Consider the following 18,566-nt stretch of genomic DNA (forward strand, 5'->3'; position numbering starts at 1 on the left):
AAGGAGCGATTATGAGCATGAATATTCAGGCACCTTACCAATTGTTATTTGCTTCGAATGAGCAAGAAGCAAACAAACTGCAACAATATATTCAGCGGGAGTATAGCCGTGAGTTTAATGCCACTATCCCCCATTTTTTACCTCATTTATTAGGGTTGTATCGTGCTGATGGTGTCCTCGTTGGGGCCTGTGGCCTGAATCGTGGTGATGCCGGGGAACTCTATCTTGAGCGCTATTTGGATGCACCTATCGAGGCGGTTATTGCAACGCAAACAGGACATTCAGTTTTACGTGATCGTTTAGTTGAAATAGGTAACTTTGCTTGTTCGGAATCGGGAAATGCGCGAATTATGTTTGCGGCTATTTGCCGGTTGTTATGTGAGAACCAGCTTGATTATGTGGTGTTTACCGGCACCCAAAAATTACGCAATATTTTTCACCGATTGAATTTAAAACCACGGGAACTTGCTCCTGCGCTGGCAAATCGTCTCGGCGAAGATGCTTTGGCGTGGGGTGAATACTACCAGAGCCAACCCTGTGTAATGGTAGGGGACTTAAATCAGGGTCGCCAGGTCCTGAGTAAAACCAGTTTATTACTTTCCTTGTTTGCGCCAATGCCCAGCATTTTTACCTTTCAAATGAGGACACAAAGATGATCCTTTTTGAACAGTTGGCGAAAATGGCGGCGCAACAACCTTTACGTCCTGCGCTATGTGATAGCCATCAGGTGATTAACTACGGTGATTTATTGCCCAAAATAACGGCGTTGGCAGAGAGACTTCGCCACCAGAAAATAGCACGACTGGCACTTTTACTGGATAACGGCATTGACTGGGCGATGATCGATTTGGCTTGCGCATTAGCCAATATTGTTATTATACCGGTACCGGTCTTTTTCAGTAATGAACAGCAGAATTGGCTGCTTGATAGCAGCGGTGCGGATGCTTTGATTGGCCCTGCACGCGCAGGTTGGATAACGACCACATCATTTGAATACGCTCTGCATCGCCGCCAACCGGTATCGGTGCCCGAGTTACCACGGCATACTGCAAAAATCACTTATACATCGGGAACCACGGGACATCCCAAAGGGGTGTGTCTGAGTTGGGATCATCTGATGAAAGTCAGCCTATCGCTTATCGACAGGGTGGCTCCTGCTAATATTCAACAGCATCTGACGTTGCTGCCTCTTTCAACATTACTTGAAAATATTACCGGGCTGTATGTCCCGCTGCTAAGCGGCGCATGTAGCCGTATACCGCCGCTTGCTGAAGTGGGTTTTACCGGTTCCAGCCAATTTTCCTACCAGATTCTTGCCCAAGCAATTCAACAATGGCGTCCGCACAGCTTAGTACTGGTACCAGAGCTATTGCGCTTGTTGGTGATGTTGTGTGCCATAAATCCTGATCTGGCGCAGAGTTTACGTTTTGTTGCTGTTGGCGGCGGAAAGATTGCCACGGATTTAGTGGCTAAATCGCATCAATTAGGATTACCCGTTTATGAAGGATATGGGTTATCAGAATGTGGTTCGGTGGTTGCCCTGAATACGCAGGGGAATATGTTGCCCGGCTCAGTGGGTAAACCATTACCGCATTGTCAGATAAGTATTGCGCAAGATGGAGAAATTCTGATTTCAGGCTCGACAATGCTTGGTTACTTGGGCGAGCCAGCACCCGCCCAGGCTGTGGCGACTGGCGATCTGGGTCATTTTGATAACCAGGGTTTCCTGCATATTACTGGCCGTAAAAAGAATGTTCAGATTACGGCATTTGGTCGGAATTTTTCACCGGAATGGGTTGAAGCCGAAGCCCAAGTTTTTCCGGCGATATCCCGTATTGTCATCTTTGGTGATGGGTTAAGCGCCAATGTTGCTTTGATTCAACCGACACCCGGTTATGAAAATAGCCTTGCAGATCAAATATCTCAACTTAATAGCCGGCTGCCTGATTACGCACAGGTTCACCATTATCTTCTGGCCCAGCTAAGTGTAGAAAACGGGTTATTAACCAATAACGGGCGTCCGAAAAGGCAGCAAATTCTGTCCGAGTATCACCTCCGTATCCGCCAATTAATTGCAGGAGATAGAGTATGAATTTTTATCAACAATTACAGCATGATACAGCGGCGGACAGAGAAAAACTCCTTTCTGCTCCGGTTATAGAGGCTTGTCGTACTGGGAATATTAATGCCGAAATGTATATCGCCTTTTTGACCCAGGCCTTCTATCACGTTAGCCACACCGTCCCTTTACTGATGACGGCGGGTGGCCGGATGAGCTCAGAGTATGAGTGGGTTCGTGGGGCTATCGCTGAATATATTGATGAAGAATATGGGCACCAGGAATGGATATTAAATGATATTCGCACTTGTGGTGGTGATGCGCAGGCTGTTCGTTACGGTCAGCCGGTATTGGCGATAGAGTTAATGATCGCGTTTCTCTATGATCATGTCTCGCGCCTTAATCCGATGGGTATTTTTGGTATGGTGCACGTCCTGGAAGGGACCAGTGTTGCTATTGCGACAACGGTGGCTCAACAGCTCAAACAAGGGTTGGGGTTACCGGAGAAAGCCATGAGCTACCTCAGTTCACACGGCGAACTGGATAAAGAACACTTGGCTTTTTTTGAATCATTAATGAACCAAGTCGAAAAAGCCGAAGATCGCGCGGCTATCATCCACTCCGCCAAAGTGGTTTACCAGCTTTATGGCGACATGCTGCGCGGCCTGATGGGGCAATCGCAATGAAACTCAATAATAGCCGTATTCTGCTGACTGGTGCCAGTGGCGGCATTGGTCGAGCACTGGCCTATACCTTGGCGAAGCAGGGCGCGTGTTTGATATTGCACGGGCGCAATGAAATTGCCCTTACACAGCTTTTGAATACACTACCTAATCCCGATGATCATCAAATATGGGTAGCTGACCTTTGTGACTCAGAGGCATTGGCAAAACAGGTTGAAGTGCTTAGGGATCAACCTAGTATTGATATTTTAATTAATAATGCTGGCACCAATCATTTTGCATGGCTTGAGGAGCAAAGTGAGCAACAAATAATACAGCAGTTATCATTGAATATTCAGGCACCCATATTACTGACACGAGCTTTGCTACCCTATATCAGTAAACCCGGCATTATTATGAATATTGGTTCCAGCTTTGGTAGCATCGGTTATGCCGGATATAGTGTGTATTGCGCCAGTAAATTTGCCCTACGTGGTTTTAGTGAGGCACTGGCACGGGAATTAAACGGTTCGGCCATCAATGTTCTTTATTTTGCGCCTCGAGCCACACAAACCGCGCTTAATTCAACGGCTGTTTATGCCATGAATGCAGAGTTGGGGACAAAAAGTGACAGTGCCGAGTTTGTAGCGAAACAGGCCGTTATTGCACTGAATAAAGAAGTAACACGGCGATGGCTTGGCTGGCCGGAGCGGTTCTTTGTCAAATTAAACGCAATTTTCCCCAGCGTTGTTGATAAAGCGCTCGCGAAGCAACACGCTATTATTGCCCGCCATGCACATGCTTCCCGTGATAAGAAGGATTCACAATGAAGACGTTAGTGTTGTTACTCACCTTTTTTGGCAGTACCGCTGTTTATGCCCAGAGTGAATTGGCAGATATCCAGAATCAATGGGCTGTTTGCCAATATCAGGTGGCGGCAAAACTGAAAGAGTCCTGTCTGGAAAAACTCAGCGCTGTTGCAGATAAAGCCAGTTCGGCCAACGGATCACGCGCTGATCTATTAATTTGGTCTGCTATCGTTAAAAGCAGTTGGGCAGGAGAGAAGGGGGGACTGGGTGCATTGGATTTGGTTAAAGACGCGAAAGTTAAGCTGGAGCTGGCAATAAAACTCGATGCTAATGCGTTGGATGGATCTGCGTATACCAGCCTCGGAACCCTCTATTATCAGGTTCCCGGTTGGCCCATTGGTTTTGGTGATAAAAAACAAGCCGAACTGTTGTTAAAAAAAGCGTTGCAGGTGAATCCAACCGGTATAGATCCCAACTATTTCTATGGCGATTTCTTGCTGGAACAAGGGCGCAAAGCTGATGCGAAAGTATATTTACAAAAAGCGCTAGCGGCCCCGGCACGTTCAGGCAGAGAATCAGCAGATAAAGGCCGTCGTCAGGATATTCAACAGCGACTTGATAAACTCTAAAAGGTAGCGCCACGATGCACAGAGAACGGCATAGTATAGAAAAGATAGGCTGGCTCCGGGCCGCAGTTCTTGGTGCTAATGACGGGATAGTTTCTACCGCGAGTTTGTTACTGGGGGTCGCGTCAGCTAATGCGACCCATCAGAGTATTCTTTTGACCGGTATTGCCGGTCTGGTAGCAGGTGCGATGTCGATGGCAACAGGGGAATATGTCTCGGTATCCTCTCAGTCAGATACAGAAAAGGCCGCTTTGGCGGAAGAGCAGGCGGAGCTGCACGCTGATTTTCAAGGTGAATTCCGTGAGTTAACTTCGATTTATGTCCATCGTGGCCTTGATGTCGCACTGGCCAAGCAAGTGGCTGAAAAACTGATGAGCCATGATGCATTAGGGGCGCACGCCCGTGATGAATTGGGGATATCTGAAATTACTACTGCTCGCCCATTACAAGCGGCATGGGCTTCTGCGATGAGCTTCTCTGCGGGAGCAATACTGCCCTTGTTGGTGGCGTTCATCGTCTCGGCCGATTGGGCAATTCCAGCGATTAGCCTGTCAGCATTGGCTTCTTTGGCTATTTTGGGGGGAATTGCCGCGAAAGCAGGCGGAGCGCCAATATGGCCAGGTATTATTCGAATTACCTTCTGGAGTGCGCTTGCGATGGGGGTATCATCGGGGGTTGGCATGCTATTTGGTTCGGTAACAAGCTGAAACCAGAATAGGGCGGATCGCACAAATAGCCCTGATAATAGAATTTTTTATTTCAGACGCTTAATGTTTACTTAATGTAATAAGCATAAATTGAAGTATCAAAATTCAGAGGATATGTCATGAACAAAAAATTTGCACCTAGCCAAATTTTATTCCATTGGGTCATTTTTATTTTGGTTGTACTCACTTATGCCGCAATGGAATTAAAAGGATTTGCTGCCAAAGGCAGTGATATCCGTGAATTGATGAAGACTCTTCATTATACGTTCGGGGTCAGCGTAATGATTTTAATGTTGATTCGCATTATTCTAAAAGTAACCCATAAAGATCCTGACATCATTCCTGCACCTCCACGTTGGCAGCTCGTTCTTTCAAAAGCTGTTCATGGAGTTTTATACCTTTTATTTATCAGCTTGCCATTACTTGGCGTTTTGTCTCTGTATTATGGTCACGTCGAATGGTCATTTTTCTCGTATGTCATGCCAGTAGCAAGTGTTGAAGATAGTGTTATGCAGCATGATTTAAAAGAAATCCATGAGCTGATTGCCAATGCGGGTTATTTCATTGTCGGTTTGCACGCTGCGGCAGCAATATTCCATCACTATATTATGCGCGACAATACATTGGTCAGAATGCTGCCAGGAAAACACTAAGTTATATAAAAGAGATTGTTGGATAATCGATACATCTGCCTTTGCTGCGGACATTCTTAAGCAGGCTATCTGACAATTTTTTTTTGACAACAGCCCGCTATCAATCTGATTCGCGGGCAGCCTGCTCCTCAGCGTTGTTTTTGCTGGTACTGCTAATACGGTATCAGCTATCCCATCCCCCAGATAACACCGCAAAGCCTGCCTAATTTCACCATAGTAATCTCTCTCATCATGCCTCGCTCAAACTTGTACAATATTATTTTTTTTGTACAACTTTGTATTAACCCGCTATGGTTAATCTATAGGTGTTTTAGGCAAGGTAAATGGCATGGCGACATACAGTATCAGCGAGGTAGCTCAACTTTGTGGTATTAATCCGGTAACGCTACGTGCCTGGCAACGGCGTTATGGCCTGTTAAAGCCACAACGCACTGAAGGCGGGCATCGACAGTTCAATGACGATGATATTGTCCGTATCCGCAGCATTCTCCGTTGGATAGAGCGCGGTGTGCCGGTTAGCCAGATCAAACCTTTACTCGACGGCGGCACGGTGCCTGACGAGAGTACTAACTGGGTCACACTGCAACAACAGTTGCTGGCGCTGATCCAGACTCCTGCCCCCCATAAACTACGCAGCCGTATTTTTGAGCTAGGACGGGAATATCCGCCTCAGGCTTTTATTGACTATGTTCTACGGCCACTACGATCACAGCTCAAGCATGACCATCAATTGCTGCATATGTTGAGTAGTCTGTTGGATGGCGTGATCATTGAATACGCTACTTTTTGTATGCTTGGTGCGCGTAAAAAGCCAGGTGAAAATGTATTGCTACTTGGGTGGGGAAATACTGATCCTACCGAATTGTGGATGGCCGCTATCGTGTTGGCCAAAAACAATATGCATATCGATATCTTGCCGGGTTCACTGGCATCCCCGCAATTAGCGATGTTCAAGGCCGAACGCTACTTTATCTGCACCGATGGTGTGCTCAATACCGCTAAACGGCGACAATTAGCTGCCTGGGACGACGCTGGGTTAAATATTACGTTTATCGATAACCACTCTCTGCTAACCCATACTGCGGAGCATCGCCATGAGTAACGCTGAAGCATTGCTGGCACGTTTTTCGCAGTTCTATACCACGCTGGATACAGCACGGCTGGTTGACCTATCGGGTGTTTATCATCGCGATATCCACTTTATCGATCCCGTCGGAGAACATCAGGGGTTACGTTCACTTGAAGCCTATTTTAAGTTACTGCTCAGTAACTTAAGCACTTGTAGCTTTACTCTCACTGACATTCAGCATCATGACCAACAAGCCTCGGTATGCTGGCATATGACTTATGCCCATCCCCGTCTGCGCCGTGGCGCTGTGCTCAGCTTAGAGGGTATCAGTCTGTTGCGCTTTGCCGAACAGCGGATTATTTATCAGCGCGACTATTACGATATGGGTGCCATGCTTTATGAACACATACCGCTGCTTGGTGGCGTTGTTCTCAAGTTAAAGAAGAGGCTGCAAGCATGAAACACGTGGTGATCACCGGAGCCAGTTCCGGTATTGGACAGCAACTGGCTCTCGACTATGCCGCCGAGGGTTGGCAGGTGACCGCCTGTGGGCGTGATGAAACCCGGTTGGTGGCACTTAGCGCGCATGATCCAGCGATTATGACGCGCCATTTCGACATAACCGATTTGTCTGCTACGCGTAAGGCGTTGGCGCAATGTCCGGCTGATTTGGTGATTTTATGTGCTGGAACCTGTGAATATCTTGATAACGGTGTCGTAGAGGCTGAACGGGTTGCACGGGTGCTTAATACTAATTTTTTAGGGCCGATCAATTGCTTAGATGTTCTGTTGCCACAATTGTTGCCAGGGAGCAGGATCGCCCTTGTGGGGTCAACAGCCAGCCTGATCCCCATGTCGCGCGCCGAAGCCTATGGTGCCTCCAAAGCAGCACTTGCCTATTTTGCCCGCAGCCTGACCGTGGATTTGGCAAAATACGATATTAACGTTTCGCTGATATTACCCGGTTTTGTTGCCACACCGCTGACTGACCGCAACGATTTTGCCATGCCGATGATAATCACCCCTAAACAGGCTTCGCACTATATTCGCCGTGGCCTGGCAAAAGGGGCCGCTGAAATTGCTTTTCCCCCACTGTTCGCCGCGCTGTTACGGCTGGCAGGCCTACTTCCACAAGCTCTACAGCGCTGGCTTGCCAAGCGTTTGGTGAGGTAATCCAATGAGAATCGCCATTATCGGCAGTGGGATTTCCGGTTTGACCTGCGCATGGAAATTAGCTAAAAAACATCAGGTTACACTATTTGAAGCTAATGATTATCCCGGTGGGCATACCGCGACCGTGGACGTCACGCTAGAAGGGCGCAGTTACGCTATCGACACCGGATTTATCGTCTATAACGAGCGGACCTATCCGCAATTTATTGCTCTGCTGGCTGAGTTGGGTATCAATGGCCAACCCACGGAGATGAGCTTCTCGGTAACACATCCACGTAGTGGCTTGGAATACAACGGCCATACCCTCAATACGCTGTTTGCCCAACGCCGTAACCTGCTGAATCCACGTTTTTATCGCCTACTGGCAGAGATTATGCGCTTCAATCGCCAATGTAAGAAAAACCTGGCGAATGGCGGTATTGCGGCTCAAACGGTGGACGATTTTCTGCAACAGGAAGGGTTTTCCCCCTATTTTGCCCAGCATTACTTGTTACCGATGGGGGCTGCTATCTGGTCTTCTTCTATGACCGACATGCGCCAGTTTCCGTTGGCATTATTTTTGCGTTTTTTCGATCACCACGGCCTGTTGGACATCACCAACCGCCCACAATGGTTTGTGGTGCCAGGCGGCTCGCGTGAGTATGTGCGCCGCATGTTGGCTGTGCTGGCAGACAGCCTGACGCTGCACCTAAATATGCCTGTCCTGCGGGTTGAACGCCAACCACAAGGGGTGATACTTCATAGCTCTTTGGGGCAACAACATTTTGATCAGGTGATTTTTGCCTGCCATGCCGATCAGGCTCTGCGCCTTCTGGCTGATGCCAGCCCGCAGGAGCAAAGTGTTTTAGCTCAATTAGGCTATCAGGCAAATGAAGTCATTCTGCATACCGATACTCGCCTGCTGCCACGCCAGCGCCGTGCCTGGGCCAGTTGGAATTATCGCTTGCCTGCCAGCGACGAGCATGCAGAGAGCCAGCGCGCCAGCGTGACTTACAATATGAATATTCTGCAAGGCTTGGATGCGCCACAGACCTTTTGCATCACACTCAACCCGCAGCAACCGATTGAACCGGCACTTATTCTGCGCCAGTTTCGTTACCATCACCCGGTGTTCAACCAGACCACGGTATTGGCGCAACAGCAGCGTTCGCTGATAAACGGGCAGCACAATACCTGGTTCTGCGGCGCTTACTGGTATAACGGATTCCACGAAGATGGGGTACGCAGTGCGTTGGATGTCACGCAGGTTTTGTTGCAGGAGAATGCCACATGAATAGCGCCCTGTATGTTGGACACGTGCGCCATCGTCGCTTCAGCCCGGTCCAACACAGCTTTGATTACCAAATCTTCATGCCGCTAATTGATCTTGATGAACTGACGCAATTGCCTGCGCTGGGTATTGCGTTGGAACGCTTTGCCCCGGCGGCGTTTTATCGTAGCGATTATCTGGGTGGGGGCGATATTAAACACAAAGCGCAGGAGCGTATTGCGCAACTGACCGGCGAAAGGTTGAATGGCCGCGTTATGCTGCTGTGCCAGTTGCGCTATCTGGGGTGTTACTTCAATCCCGTCAATTTTTACTACTTGTATAACGAAGATGACAAACTGTGTTGGTTGTTGGCAGAAGTCCGTAATACCCCGTGGAATGAACGCCATACCTATGCGGTTAACCCAGAGGGTACCTCAACCATAGACAAGGTTTTCCATGTGTCGCCGTTTAACCCGATGGACATGACCTACCACTGGCGGCTTTCAGCCCCTGCACAGCGGTTGCGCATCCATATTGAGAATCACCGTGCCAGCCGCGAATTTGATGCCACACTACTGCTTTATCGACACCCGCTGACGCGGGCAACGTTGCGCCGACAGTTATGGCTCCTGCCCCTGATGACGCTGAAAACTGCTGCGGCTATTTATTGGCAAGCACTGAAATTATGGCTGAAACGCACGCCCATTTACCCTCACCCCGCCAGCGGCGGTAAGGATGAACAATGAGTTCCTCAGAATACACCCTCGCCGATAGCGCGTCTTTTTCGAGTCACAACAAAGGCGCTCGCCGTATCATTTTTACCTTGCTACAAAAGTTGCAAGGGGGAGGCTTATTGCTGCGTGAAGCCGGTATCGGTGAAATCCAGTTTGGTGATACTCAGGCACCACTACAGGCTGAAATCGAGGTTTATGATCCACGAGTTTATCGCCGAATACTGTTGGGCGGCAGTATTGCTGGTGGAGAAAGTTACATTGACGGTTATTGGAGCAGTCCTGATCTAACCCGCCTGCTTCAATTGCTGGCCAGTAACATGCAGTTGGTCGATAAAATGGAGGCCCGTCTAAGTTGGCTGACTGCCCCTTGGCATCGGCTAGTACACCTGCTACGCGATAATAGTCGGCGGCAGGCACGGCGCAATATTGCCGCACATTACGATCTGGGTAACAGCTTCTATCAGCAGTTTCTCGACAGTGAAATGCTTTACTCCAGCGCGTTGTACAGCGAAACGGAGATGACATTGGAACAGGCGCAACAGGCTAAAATGCGTCGCTTGTGCCAACAGTTAGATCTGCAACCGCAAGATCATCTGCTGGAGATCGGTACTGGGTGGGGAGCGCTGGCAGAATTTGCCGCGCGCGAGTATGGCTGCCGCGTCACCACCACGACTATCTCGCAGGAACAATACGTTTATGCCCAACAGCGTATTAAGCAAGCCGGGTTAGAGGAGCGCGTTACTCTGTTGTTTGAGGATTACCGTGAGCTGACGGGGCAATATGACAAACTGGTCTCGGTCGAAATGATCGAGGCCGTAGGTAAACGTTTTTTGCCTCTATTTATCAAACGTTGCCAGCAGTTACTGAAACCTAAAGGCAAAATGGTGTTACAGGCGATCACCATTACCGACCAGCGTTATCAGCAATACAGTAGCAATGTGGATTTTATCCAGCGTTACGTCTTCCCCGGAGGCTTCTTGCCGTCGATAACCGCGCTGTGCGATACCCTCACACGCCACAGCGATCTGGTGATATGTGATCTGTTCGATATTGGCCGTGACTATGCCCGCACGCTGCAACAATGGCGTGAGCGTTTTGAGCAGAACTGGCCTTTATTACACAAGCAGGGATTTGACGAACGTTTTCAGCGCCAGTGGCGATTTTACTTGTGCTATTGCGAAGCTGGTTTTCTGGCGCGATCCATCAGTACCGTGCAACTGAGTGCTGAGCGCCGATAAAACTAGGCAACAATTGATTGGAGGTATCTGATGAATATCAAAAACCTACTACTGGCTTTCCTGTTTGTACTGGCTGGATGCAGTGCCGATATCAATGACTATCAAAACAATAAACCTACTTTCGATTTGTTCGGCTACTTCAGCGGCGAAACCCGCGCTTGGGGAATGTTGCAGAATTATCAGAATAAGCAGACCCGCCGTTTTGAGGTGGTAATCCAGGGGGATGTTGTTGGCAATACCCTGACGCTCAACGAGAAGTTTGTTTTTGATGATGGCGAGCGCCAGACGCGTATTTGGCGCATCATCAGAAACGCTGATGGCAGCTATCAGGGAACCGCAGGGGATATCATCGGCGTGGCCCACGGTTATACCGCAGGTAATGCTTTCAACTGGCGTTATGACATGGACGTGAAAACAGATAACAGCAGCATAAAACTGCACTTTGATGACTGGCTATACCGCCAGGATGATACTCATTTATTTAACCAGACATCACTGCGCAAATTTGGCGTTGAAGTCGCCAAAGTGACACTGTTCTTTGAAAAGAAAAGCTAACGCTCTGTTGGGGGCGCCATAATTCATCAAATAAAGTATGCAAAGATGCAGTTTGAGGATGAAAAGAACGATTTACTTCAAGTAAATAAACCCGTTACTTGCATTAGGGTATGCTTAAATTATTCTCTGTAATGATACGTATAATCAAACAATTAATTTGAAGGAGACTCAATGTTGAAGCTACTCCATTATTTCACGTATTTATGGCTGGCCTTCTGGATTTTCCCATCCTATTCAGAGCAAATAAATAACCAACCTATCCAGGTATCTAATGGTATTACCTATGAGCTTATTGGCCGTTGGGATGTTGAACGTCTGAATAAAATCCTCAATACTGATACCCCAAAATTTTCAGGTATTGACGTTAAATACACCCAAGCACGTAATGCGGTTAATCTTTATCGGGTTACTTACCATTCAGTTATTCCCGAAAAAGGCAACAAACCTACTGTTACATCGGGTTTGCTTGCCGTCCCAGTGACAGCCGATAAATCATTTCCCCTGGTTTCTTATCAACATGGCACTGTTTACGGTAAACATCAGGTGCCCTCATTTCCTGAAGAGTCACCAGAAACGCAACTGATGATTGCACAGTTTGCCGGACAAGGTTATTTGGTTATCGGCGCTGATTATTTTGGTTTGGGGATCTCGTCAGAACCCGAAGGATATATGGTTAAAGGGAGCCATCAACAAGCTACGTATGATCTGCTTATTGCTGCCCAGAGTGTGTTACAGCAGATGGGGCTTTCAAACAAAAACTTGTTTCTTGCCGGATGGTCGCAAGGCGGTTTTGTGACTATGGCGTTACTTGAAAAGCTAGAAAATATCGGGGTTCCAGTGCAGGGCACCGCCACGGCCAGTGCGCCACTTGATGTCTTTGCTTTGATGGAAGGTTTTCTGGTTTTTCCACGAAAGTCTGATGCTAATTGGCTGAATAGTATAATGATTTTGTCGGCATTCGCTTATGAAAACTACTACGGTGTCCCTGGGTTAGCGCATTCATTGATTAATGATGAGTATTATGACGTAGCTAAAAAGGCTTACGAACGTCAACCTTTCAATGCTGACGATATTCCCGTCGATTTGCATAAGCTTATTCGCGCGGAATATTTCGATCCTCAATTTTTTGCAGCTTCAACCTTTGGCCGGCTTATTAGTTCTGCTCAATCTTATCGGTGGGTTATCAAATCCCCAGTCCATAACTACTATGGGGAGAGTGATGAGGCGATAACGGTCGGCGTTGGGCGGATGGCGATGACTTATGCTCAGTCAATGGGGTCAGGCAATTCCTTGGTAGAAGCGATATCAACAGGCCCGACGACCCATAGAGGAACCTTTGCTAGCGCAGTGCCACAATGGAAGACTTGGTTCGATACAAAGAATTGAGCTATGGGCTATTTGAGTTGATGGTTTAAGTGCAAAAGAGTGGCCTGTGATCTGGCCACTCTTCGTCTACTGAATAACATGGGGTGCCACGTTATCTTCAAGACTCAGGTCATCCTCTTTATCTTTTAAATTCAATTTTTAGAAGTATTGTGACTGATATTGACTTCTTCCATCATTGATAGTGTTAGTTATGAGCATATGAATCTGTAACATATTATCGTATAAGCAAAAAATCTAATGGAGGACACTGTTGAATCTTTGATCATGTCCGAGTCAAATCAATGACTGGAGTGTTGACGATGATTAAACCAGATATTCCTACTAATGAAATTCTGCGACAGTTAACTCTGGATTCGCTGTCTGTGTTGGACGCCACTGGCGTGACAAATCTTGACCAAGTGACTCGACTTGCCGCTAAGTTTTTTGGTGTGGAAATTGCGTTAGTCTCTCTGGTTGACCGCGATCGTCAGTGGTTTCTGTCGCGTGTTGGATTAGAGGTACAAGAGACAGCAAGAGATATCTCTTTTTGTGGGCATGCTATTTTGCAGTCGGGGACTTTTATTGTCCCCGATACACTGACGGATCTGCGTTTCAGTGATAATCCTCTCGTTACGGGTTATCCCCATATTCGATTTTATGCCGGACAGCCGTTGCTATCCCTCAAAGGCTTGCCAATGGGGACGTTATGTCTGATTGCTCACCAGCCGAGAGCTTTTTCGCCGCAAGATGTTACCGACTTATGCGATTTTTCTGCAATTGTTGAAGAGTACTTACACTGCGTTGAGCGAAAAATTTACACTGAGAGTTTAGAGTCTAATCTGAAGTGTACTGAATCCTTATTTGAGCAAACTTTTTCTCAGGCGGCAGTTGGGATGGCTCTGGTCTCCCTTAATGGTTACTGGTTAAGAGGCAACTCGCGACTTCATGAAATATTACGTTATTCTGAAAATGAATTACTCGCACTGACCTTCCAGGATATTACGCATCCAGATGATCTGGATGCTGATTTGAAACTGCTACATCAATTATTGGCAGGCAGTATCCCATCCTATTCAATGCAAAAACGTTTTTTCCGCTCAGACAGAAAAATTGTCTGGGTGCAAATGTCTGTGGCATTAAGTCGCCAATCTGATGGTTCTCCCCGTCATTTCATTACAGTAATCGTCGATATTACTGAACGTAAAGAAGTTGAGGCGGATCTGTATGCTTTGCAAGGTGAACTTGAAGACCGGATAGAGCTAAGAACCAAAGAGCTAAATACCGTAGTTGATAAACTCAATCTTGAAATTGAGAGTAGGACTATGGCTCAAAGCCTACTCAATGCAGAAAAAGAACGTTTACGCGCAATTACAGATAACATGCCAGCATTTATTAGCCAGGTTGATGCTAACGAAGTCTATCTGTTCGCCAATAACACTTTTATGAAGTGGTTTGGTTTTGATGAGGCAACGCTCAAGAATATGTGCCTTAGAGACTTTATGGGAGATAAAGCGTATTGCAACGCCAAGCCAATGATTGAGAAGGTCTTAGATGGGCATACCGTCAGTTTTGAAAATGAACTTCGCCCGCGTTCGGGGCTGATGCTGGTTCGCACCACGTTGGTACCTTGTGATAATGGCGGGTTCTATATTCTGTCGATGGATATCAGCGAACTTAAAGCATTGCAACAACGTTCTGACTATGAAGCTAATCACGATATACTCACCGGATTACCTAATCGTCGGGCTTTTTTACGCCAGTTGGCATCAAGTATTGAGAGCAGTGCAATAGCGGGTCAATACATGGCGTTATTGTTCCTCGACCTCGATGACTTCAAAAAGATCAATGATACTCAAGGCCATGATTTTGGCGATTTGGTATTAATGGCAGTTGCCGATCTTTTGTCTGAAACGCTAATGTCCAAGGGATATCTGGCTCGGCTGGGGGGTGATGAGTTTACCGTTATACTCTCAAATCTGTCTGATCCTGAGGCGCAAGTAAAGCAAGTCTGCGAAAACGTATTATCGCAATTGTCCGCATTGGTTTGCCTTGGGGAGATCGAGATACATCTGTCCATTAGCATTGGTGCAACGATTTGTTCGGGTAGAGAGGCCGCCGGAAATGAATTGTTAGCACATGCAGATATAGCTATGTATCGTGCAAAATCCGCAGGAAAAGGTTCGTATTCAATTTATTAATATTTTCGGGCGGTGGCGGGTAACTGCTGTAGAGTAAACTACAACGATGACAACTCTCTCAGGCCTCGTCGTGACTTTCGATAGCACATAACCTGATTTCAGTTTCACTGATGTTAACATCACGACTAATCACATTTCTTATCCGTGATTATCAGATAAAATGATAAATAAAGCCTATTATTCAATTGTATCTTAATACCATGACGCCCTGAATTATGTGCTTTATTTAGAATAGTCACTGTATTTACTGAGGTTACGGTAAATCATTTATCGAGCTTTCTGGTTGCTAATGTGGTCGTTCTAAGTCCGTAACCAATACACAATTTCCATTTTTACTCGCTGAATCTGCGAAGTAAAAGCCGAAAAGGAAGGTTGTATTATGACTCAGATTTTCACTTTAACATTATCCCCTTCGCTAGACAGTGCAACGACGACGCCTAAAATCTATCCTGAAGGCAAACTACGCTGTACGGCACCTATTTTTGAACCGGGTGGTGGTGGCATTAATGTCGCCCGTGCCGTTGTTTACCTTGGTGGTCAAGCTCATGCAATTTTTCCTATTGGTGGCCCAACAGGGGAGCACTTGAAAGAATTGCTTGATCAGGAGGGTATTGATACGAGAACGCTGAAAACCCAGGATTGGACACGGCAGAATATGCATGTCCACGTAGACAACAGCGGTGAACAGTATCGTTTTGTTATGCCAGGGGCACGACTAAGCGATGCTGAGTTTGATCTACTGGTACTACAAGTGCAAAACATCCCTTCAGGATCGATTCTGGTTATTAGCGGTAGTTTACCGCCAGGTACCGGCATTGAAAAATTAGTTCACTTGATTCAGCAGGCTAAAGCGATGGGATTGCAGTGCATCATTGATAGCTCTGGCGATGCGTTAAAAGCGAGCTTAGATTTGGGTGGGCTGGCCTTGGTAAAACCTAATCAGAATGAGCTATCGGCCCTTATTGGGCGGGAGTTGGAGCATCCTGATGATGTACGCCATGCGGCTAAGGAATTGATTAATCGTGGCGCTGCCGAGCGAGTAGTAGTGTCGCTTGGGCCACAGGGAGCATTGGCAGTTGATCGTGATAACTGGGTACAAATCGTGCCCCCTCCGGTGAAGAAGATGAGTACCGTTGGGGCAGGGGACAGTATGGTTGGCGCGATGACACTGCAACTGGCAAAGGGTGCCGACCTGTTTGAGATTGTACGTTTTGGTGTTGCCGCTGGTAGCGCGGCAACACTTAATCTTGGCACTCGCCTTTGTTCATTGGAAGATACCCAACGCCTGTATGACTATATTTGTAAGAGCTCGCATCATCCTATTAGTTGGTAATGAACCGGATAATTGCGACCTGGGTGCGTGGGTAATGCGTTTAGCTAAGCCCACGCAGCACTTTTCAATGCCAAGGTTATTCGTTTGCGCATGAGATCAGGGGGCGAGTCTTTTAAGGTCGTAAATTAACGTTGATTTAGGTGGAATCAACGGTGGTGAACCTGCATCCCCATAGACTAATTGCGCAGGAACGACGATCTTCACAAACCCCCCTTCACCGATCATATTGATGCCTTCTTGCAGAAGTGGAGGCAACTGTTCGTAGTAAATGGTGATTGATTTGTCTTCTAGCTTATCAGTGTCACTAACAATTACGCCTGTTGATAATGACTCTCTAAGTTGTATACGTAACGGTCCGTTCCCCGTATTTTTCTTGTTGTTTCCTGCGCTAACAACCTGATAACTGAAACCAGAAGGGCTCTTCTTCACGCCTTTTTTCTTATTGAACTCCTGTAGATAGCTATTACTGCTTTTCTCTGATTTGGTTGCCAGCTCATTCATTTTTTTATCGACGGTACTATTAAATGTAGTAAGCGCGGCAGAGAGATCTTTGCTGCTCATACTCGATTGTTTATTCATCTCGTCGTTGAATCCACTGACCAGGAATCTGTTATCAAGAACCAGCCCCATTTGCTGTTGCTGATTGTTGATTTCCCTTAATTGCCGGGCATACATAATGCCGTTGGCATAGGCTTGTTTTTCTGCATTGGTTACTGGTTTTGCTGACGGGCCTTTATTCGCTGCAACAGTTTGCACAGCAGATTGTTCTTGCGACTTTTTATTATCAGCTAACTGTTGTTGCAGAGCTTCGATTTGTGAAACCCGTTTTTTACTTTCTACTTCTTGCACCGCCATTAGCGATTTTTGTTCTTCACTCGTTTTTTCTGCGGCAGCCAACTGTTGTTGTAATGTGTCAATTTTAATGTTGAGCTGCAGATTATTGCTGTCCAAACTCTGACTTAGTGCATCTATACGTTCTTGCTTTCCAGCATCACGTTTTTGAACTGCATTAAGTTTGTTCTGTAGCATGGCAATTTGGGTTGCTGCCTCTTTGCGGTTGTTCTCCGCCTGCGTTTGTAACTCAGATGAACTCTTTTCGGTGTCCTTGAGCTTTTGTTGCAAGTCGGCGATCTGGGCAGTCAGTTTCTGGCTTTGATCGTCTTTGGTCTTGGCGGCGCTGTCTGCCTTGGCAAGCTTATCAGCGCTGGCTTTCTCGCTAGCGGCCAGTTGCAGCTTTAGGGCGTCGAGCTGTTTTGCCATCTCTTTGCTGCCGCTGTCGGCATCTTTCATCAGCGCGGTAGTTTGCGCCTGCATCTCTTTGGCACTTTTTTCAGAATCGGTAAGCTTTTGTTGCAAGTCGGCGATCTGGGTAGTCAGTTTCTGGCTTTGATCGTCTTTGGCCTTGGCGGCGCTGTCTGCCTTGGCAAGCTTATCAGCGCTGGCTTTCTCGGCAGCGGCCAGTTGCAGCTTCAGGGTATCGAGGTCTGCTTGTCGTTGAGCATTGAGATTTTTAGCCGCGGTCAATTGCTGCGTTAATTCATTAATCTGAGCCGTGAGTTGGGTCTGATTATTACCTGAAGATCTGTTCGTATTATCAGGTTTCTGAATATTCGCCCAAACAGAACGAATCCTTTCACTTACTTGCTCACCAACTTGGCGCAAACTACTTTCTGCCGGACGTTTTTGTGCTTCGGAAAGTTGCTGCTTTAATTGTGCAATTTGCGCGGATAATCGCTGCTGAGATTTTTTATAGGATTTTTCTTGAGCCTCAGCATTAACCTTTTGCTGTTGCGCAGCGCTTTGTACTTTCGCAAGTTGCTTTTTAAGTTGAGTCGTACTGTTTGAGGATCGTGTATTACTCTGTAATCTTGGTTGAGCCGATCGAGAATATTCTGAATCACGAACGGCCTCATGATCATAATTAGCGGGCGGAATGTCTAACTGCTCAATAGTTCCAAAAAGGGCATCGTGCCGTTGCTGTAAAATATCGGAGAGTCTGGAAAGGGGCTCTGACTCATTATTTGAATTTGTCTCTGCTGTTAAAGCGCTGTTACTGAATAGCAATATAGCGATAGCTAAGGCCAATGTCCCTCGATTCATACCTGATCTCCTAATGGCTCAACGTCTCTATTTAAC

General features: G+C 46.9%; 18 protein-coding genes. 17 read left to right on the forward strand and 1 reads right to left on the reverse strand.

The window, feature by feature from the left end:
* Nucleotides 1–11: 11 nt before the first annotated feature.
* The 17 genes from EL015_RS03490 (at nucleotide 12) to pfkB (ending at nucleotide 16,430) form a co-directional block, all read left to right on the forward strand.
* Nucleotides 12–656, forward strand: a complete 645-nt coding sequence (locus tag EL015_RS03490) for a thermostable hemolysin (protein WP_005189983.1) — start codon at nucleotides 12–14, stop codon at nucleotides 654–656.
* Complete coding sequence (locus EL015_RS03495) at nucleotides 653–2,092, forward strand: AMP-dependent synthetase/ligase (protein ID WP_032907315.1); 1,440 nt, start codon at nucleotides 653–655, stop codon at nucleotides 2,090–2,092. Before EL015_RS03490 ends, EL015_RS03495 begins: the two co-directional genes overlap by 4 nt.
* The gene (locus EL015_RS03500; RefSeq protein ID WP_032907313.1) at nucleotides 2,089–2,745 is read left to right on the forward strand and encodes an iron-containing redox enzyme family protein; all 657 of its coding nucleotides are present in this window, start codon (nucleotides 2,089–2,091) and stop codon (nucleotides 2,743–2,745) included. The genes EL015_RS03495 and EL015_RS03500 overlap by 4 nt, the downstream gene beginning before the upstream one ends.
* The gene (locus tag EL015_RS03505) at nucleotides 2,742–3,551 is read left to right on the forward strand and encodes an SDR family oxidoreductase (RefSeq protein ID WP_032907312.1); all 810 of its coding nucleotides are present in this window, start codon (nucleotides 2,742–2,744) and stop codon (nucleotides 3,549–3,551) included. The genes EL015_RS03500 and EL015_RS03505 overlap by 4 nt, the downstream gene beginning before the upstream one ends.
* Nucleotides 3,548–4,159 (forward strand): tetratricopeptide repeat protein, encoded by a 612-nt coding sequence (locus tag EL015_RS03510; protein ID WP_179204131.1) that lies wholly within the window; start codon nucleotides 3,548–3,550, stop codon nucleotides 4,157–4,159. Before EL015_RS03505 ends, EL015_RS03510 begins: the two co-directional genes overlap by 4 nt.
* 14 nt (nucleotides 4,160–4,173) lie before the next feature.
* Nucleotides 4,174–4,863: a VIT1/CCC1 transporter family protein gene (locus tag EL015_RS03515; RefSeq protein ID WP_032907311.1), complete on the forward strand. Its 690-nt coding sequence runs from the start codon at nucleotides 4,174–4,176 to the stop codon at nucleotides 4,861–4,863.
* Between the two features lie 119 nt (nucleotides 4,864–4,982).
* Nucleotides 4,983–5,516: a cytochrome b gene (locus EL015_RS03520; protein ID WP_005189966.1), complete on the forward strand. Its 534-nt coding sequence runs from the start codon at nucleotides 4,983–4,985 to the stop codon at nucleotides 5,514–5,516.
* A gap of 328 nt (nucleotides 5,517–5,844) precedes the next feature.
* On the forward strand, nucleotides 5,845–6,618 hold the full coding sequence (locus tag EL015_RS03525; RefSeq protein WP_005189962.1) for a MerR family transcriptional regulator: 774 nt from the start codon (nucleotides 5,845–5,847) through the stop codon (nucleotides 6,616–6,618).
* On the forward strand, nucleotides 6,611–7,045 hold the full coding sequence (locus EL015_RS03530) for a nuclear transport factor 2 family protein (RefSeq protein WP_050413770.1): 435 nt from the start codon (nucleotides 6,611–6,613) through the stop codon (nucleotides 7,043–7,045). Before EL015_RS03525 ends, EL015_RS03530 begins: the two co-directional genes overlap by 8 nt.
* Nucleotides 7,042–7,758 (forward strand): SDR family NAD(P)-dependent oxidoreductase, encoded by a 717-nt coding sequence (locus EL015_RS03535; protein WP_032907308.1) that lies wholly within the window; start codon nucleotides 7,042–7,044, stop codon nucleotides 7,756–7,758. Before EL015_RS03530 ends, EL015_RS03535 begins: the two co-directional genes overlap by 4 nt.
* 4 nt (nucleotides 7,759–7,762) lie before the next feature.
* A complete protein-coding gene (locus EL015_RS03540) occupies nucleotides 7,763–9,031 on the forward strand; it encodes an NAD(P)/FAD-dependent oxidoreductase (protein ID WP_005189951.1) in 1,269 nt (422 codons plus the stop codon).
* A complete protein-coding gene (locus EL015_RS03545; protein WP_032907307.1) occupies nucleotides 9,028–9,753 on the forward strand; it encodes a DUF1365 domain-containing protein in 726 nt (241 codons plus the stop codon). The genes EL015_RS03540 and EL015_RS03545 overlap by 4 nt, the downstream gene beginning before the upstream one ends.
* Nucleotides 9,750–10,979, forward strand: coding sequence for an SAM-dependent methyltransferase (locus EL015_RS03550; RefSeq protein ID WP_032907306.1), 1,230 nt, complete (start codon nucleotides 9,750–9,752; stop codon nucleotides 10,977–10,979). The genes EL015_RS03545 and EL015_RS03550 overlap by 4 nt, the downstream gene beginning before the upstream one ends.
* A 30-nt stretch (nucleotides 10,980–11,009) precedes the next feature.
* Entirely contained in the window at nucleotides 11,010–11,534 is a 525-nt protein-coding gene (locus EL015_RS03555) for a DUF3833 domain-containing protein (RefSeq protein WP_005189942.1), read from the forward strand.
* 171 nt (nucleotides 11,535–11,705) lie between these two features.
* Entirely contained in the window at nucleotides 11,706–12,920 is a 1,215-nt protein-coding gene (locus EL015_RS03560) for an alpha/beta hydrolase family protein (protein WP_005189939.1), read from the forward strand.
* 299 nt (nucleotides 12,921–13,219) lie between these two features.
* Nucleotides 13,220–15,097 carry a diguanylate cyclase domain-containing protein gene (locus EL015_RS03565; RefSeq protein WP_032907304.1) on the forward strand — a complete coding sequence of 626 codons (1,878 nt, stop codon included), beginning with the start codon at nucleotides 13,220–13,222 and terminating at the stop codon, nucleotides 15,095–15,097.
* Between the two features lie 379 nt (nucleotides 15,098–15,476).
* Entirely contained in the window at nucleotides 15,477–16,430 is a 954-nt protein-coding gene (pfkB, locus tag EL015_RS03570; protein WP_005189932.1) for a 6-phosphofructokinase II, read from the forward strand.
* Nucleotides 16,431–16,526: 96 nt separating this feature from the next.
* On the opposite strand, the gene EL015_RS03575 is transcribed toward pfkB, so the two are convergent.
* On the reverse strand, nucleotides 16,527–18,530 hold the full coding sequence (locus EL015_RS03575; RefSeq protein WP_005189929.1) for an FKBP-type peptidyl-prolyl cis-trans isomerase N-terminal domain-containing protein: 2,004 nt from the start codon (nucleotides 18,528–18,530) through the stop codon (nucleotides 16,527–16,529).
* Nucleotides 18,531–18,566 lie beyond the last annotated feature (36 nt).

Source organism: Yersinia intermedia, from assembly GCF_900635455.1.
Lineage (GTDB): Bacteria > Pseudomonadota > Gammaproteobacteria > Enterobacterales > Enterobacteriaceae > Yersinia > Yersinia intermedia.

Excerpts from the sequence above, each read along its gene's own strand:
- EL015_RS03490 (WP_005189983.1), top strand. The coding sequence starts at position 12 with ATGAGCATGAATATTCAGGCACCTTACCAATTGTTATTTGCTTCGAAT.
- EL015_RS03495 (WP_032907315.1), top strand. The coding sequence starts at position 653 with ATGATCCTTTTTGAACAGTTGGCGAAAATGGCGGCGCAACAACCTTTA.
- EL015_RS03500 (WP_032907313.1), top strand. The coding sequence starts at position 2,089 with ATGAATTTTTATCAACAATTACAGCATGATACAGCGGCGGACAGAGAA.
- EL015_RS03505 (WP_032907312.1), top strand. The coding sequence starts at position 2,742 with ATGAAACTCAATAATAGCCGTATTCTGCTGACTGGTGCCAGTGGCGGC.
- EL015_RS03510 (WP_179204131.1), top strand. The coding sequence starts at position 3,548 with ATGAAGACGTTAGTGTTGTTACTCACCTTTTTTGGCAGTACCGCTGTT.
- EL015_RS03515 (WP_032907311.1), top strand. The coding sequence starts at position 4,174 with ATGCACAGAGAACGGCATAGTATAGAAAAGATAGGCTGGCTCCGGGCC.
- EL015_RS03520 (WP_005189966.1), top strand. The coding sequence starts at position 4,983 with ATGAACAAAAAATTTGCACCTAGCCAAATTTTATTCCATTGGGTCATT.
- EL015_RS03525 (WP_005189962.1), top strand. The coding sequence starts at position 5,845 with ATGGCGACATACAGTATCAGCGAGGTAGCTCAACTTTGTGGTATTAAT.
- EL015_RS03530 (WP_050413770.1), top strand. The coding sequence starts at position 6,611 with ATGAGTAACGCTGAAGCATTGCTGGCACGTTTTTCGCAGTTCTATACC.
- EL015_RS03535 (WP_032907308.1), top strand. The coding sequence starts at position 7,042 with ATGAAACACGTGGTGATCACCGGAGCCAGTTCCGGTATTGGACAGCAA.
- EL015_RS03540 (WP_005189951.1), top strand. The coding sequence starts at position 7,763 with ATGAGAATCGCCATTATCGGCAGTGGGATTTCCGGTTTGACCTGCGCA.
- EL015_RS03545 (WP_032907307.1), top strand. The coding sequence starts at position 9,028 with ATGAATAGCGCCCTGTATGTTGGACACGTGCGCCATCGTCGCTTCAGC.
- EL015_RS03550 (WP_032907306.1), top strand. The coding sequence starts at position 9,750 with ATGAGTTCCTCAGAATACACCCTCGCCGATAGCGCGTCTTTTTCGAGT.
- EL015_RS03555 (WP_005189942.1), top strand. The coding sequence starts at position 11,010 with ATGAATATCAAAAACCTACTACTGGCTTTCCTGTTTGTACTGGCTGGA.
- EL015_RS03560 (WP_005189939.1), top strand. The coding sequence starts at position 11,706 with ATGTTGAAGCTACTCCATTATTTCACGTATTTATGGCTGGCCTTCTGG.
- EL015_RS03565 (WP_032907304.1), top strand. The coding sequence starts at position 13,220 with ATGATTAAACCAGATATTCCTACTAATGAAATTCTGCGACAGTTAACT.
- pfkB (WP_005189932.1), top strand. The coding sequence starts at position 15,477 with ATGACTCAGATTTTCACTTTAACATTATCCCCTTCGCTAGACAGTGCA.
- EL015_RS03575 (WP_005189929.1), bottom strand. The coding sequence starts at position 18,530 with ATGAATCGAGGGACATTGGCCTTAGCTATCGCTATATTGCTATTCAGT.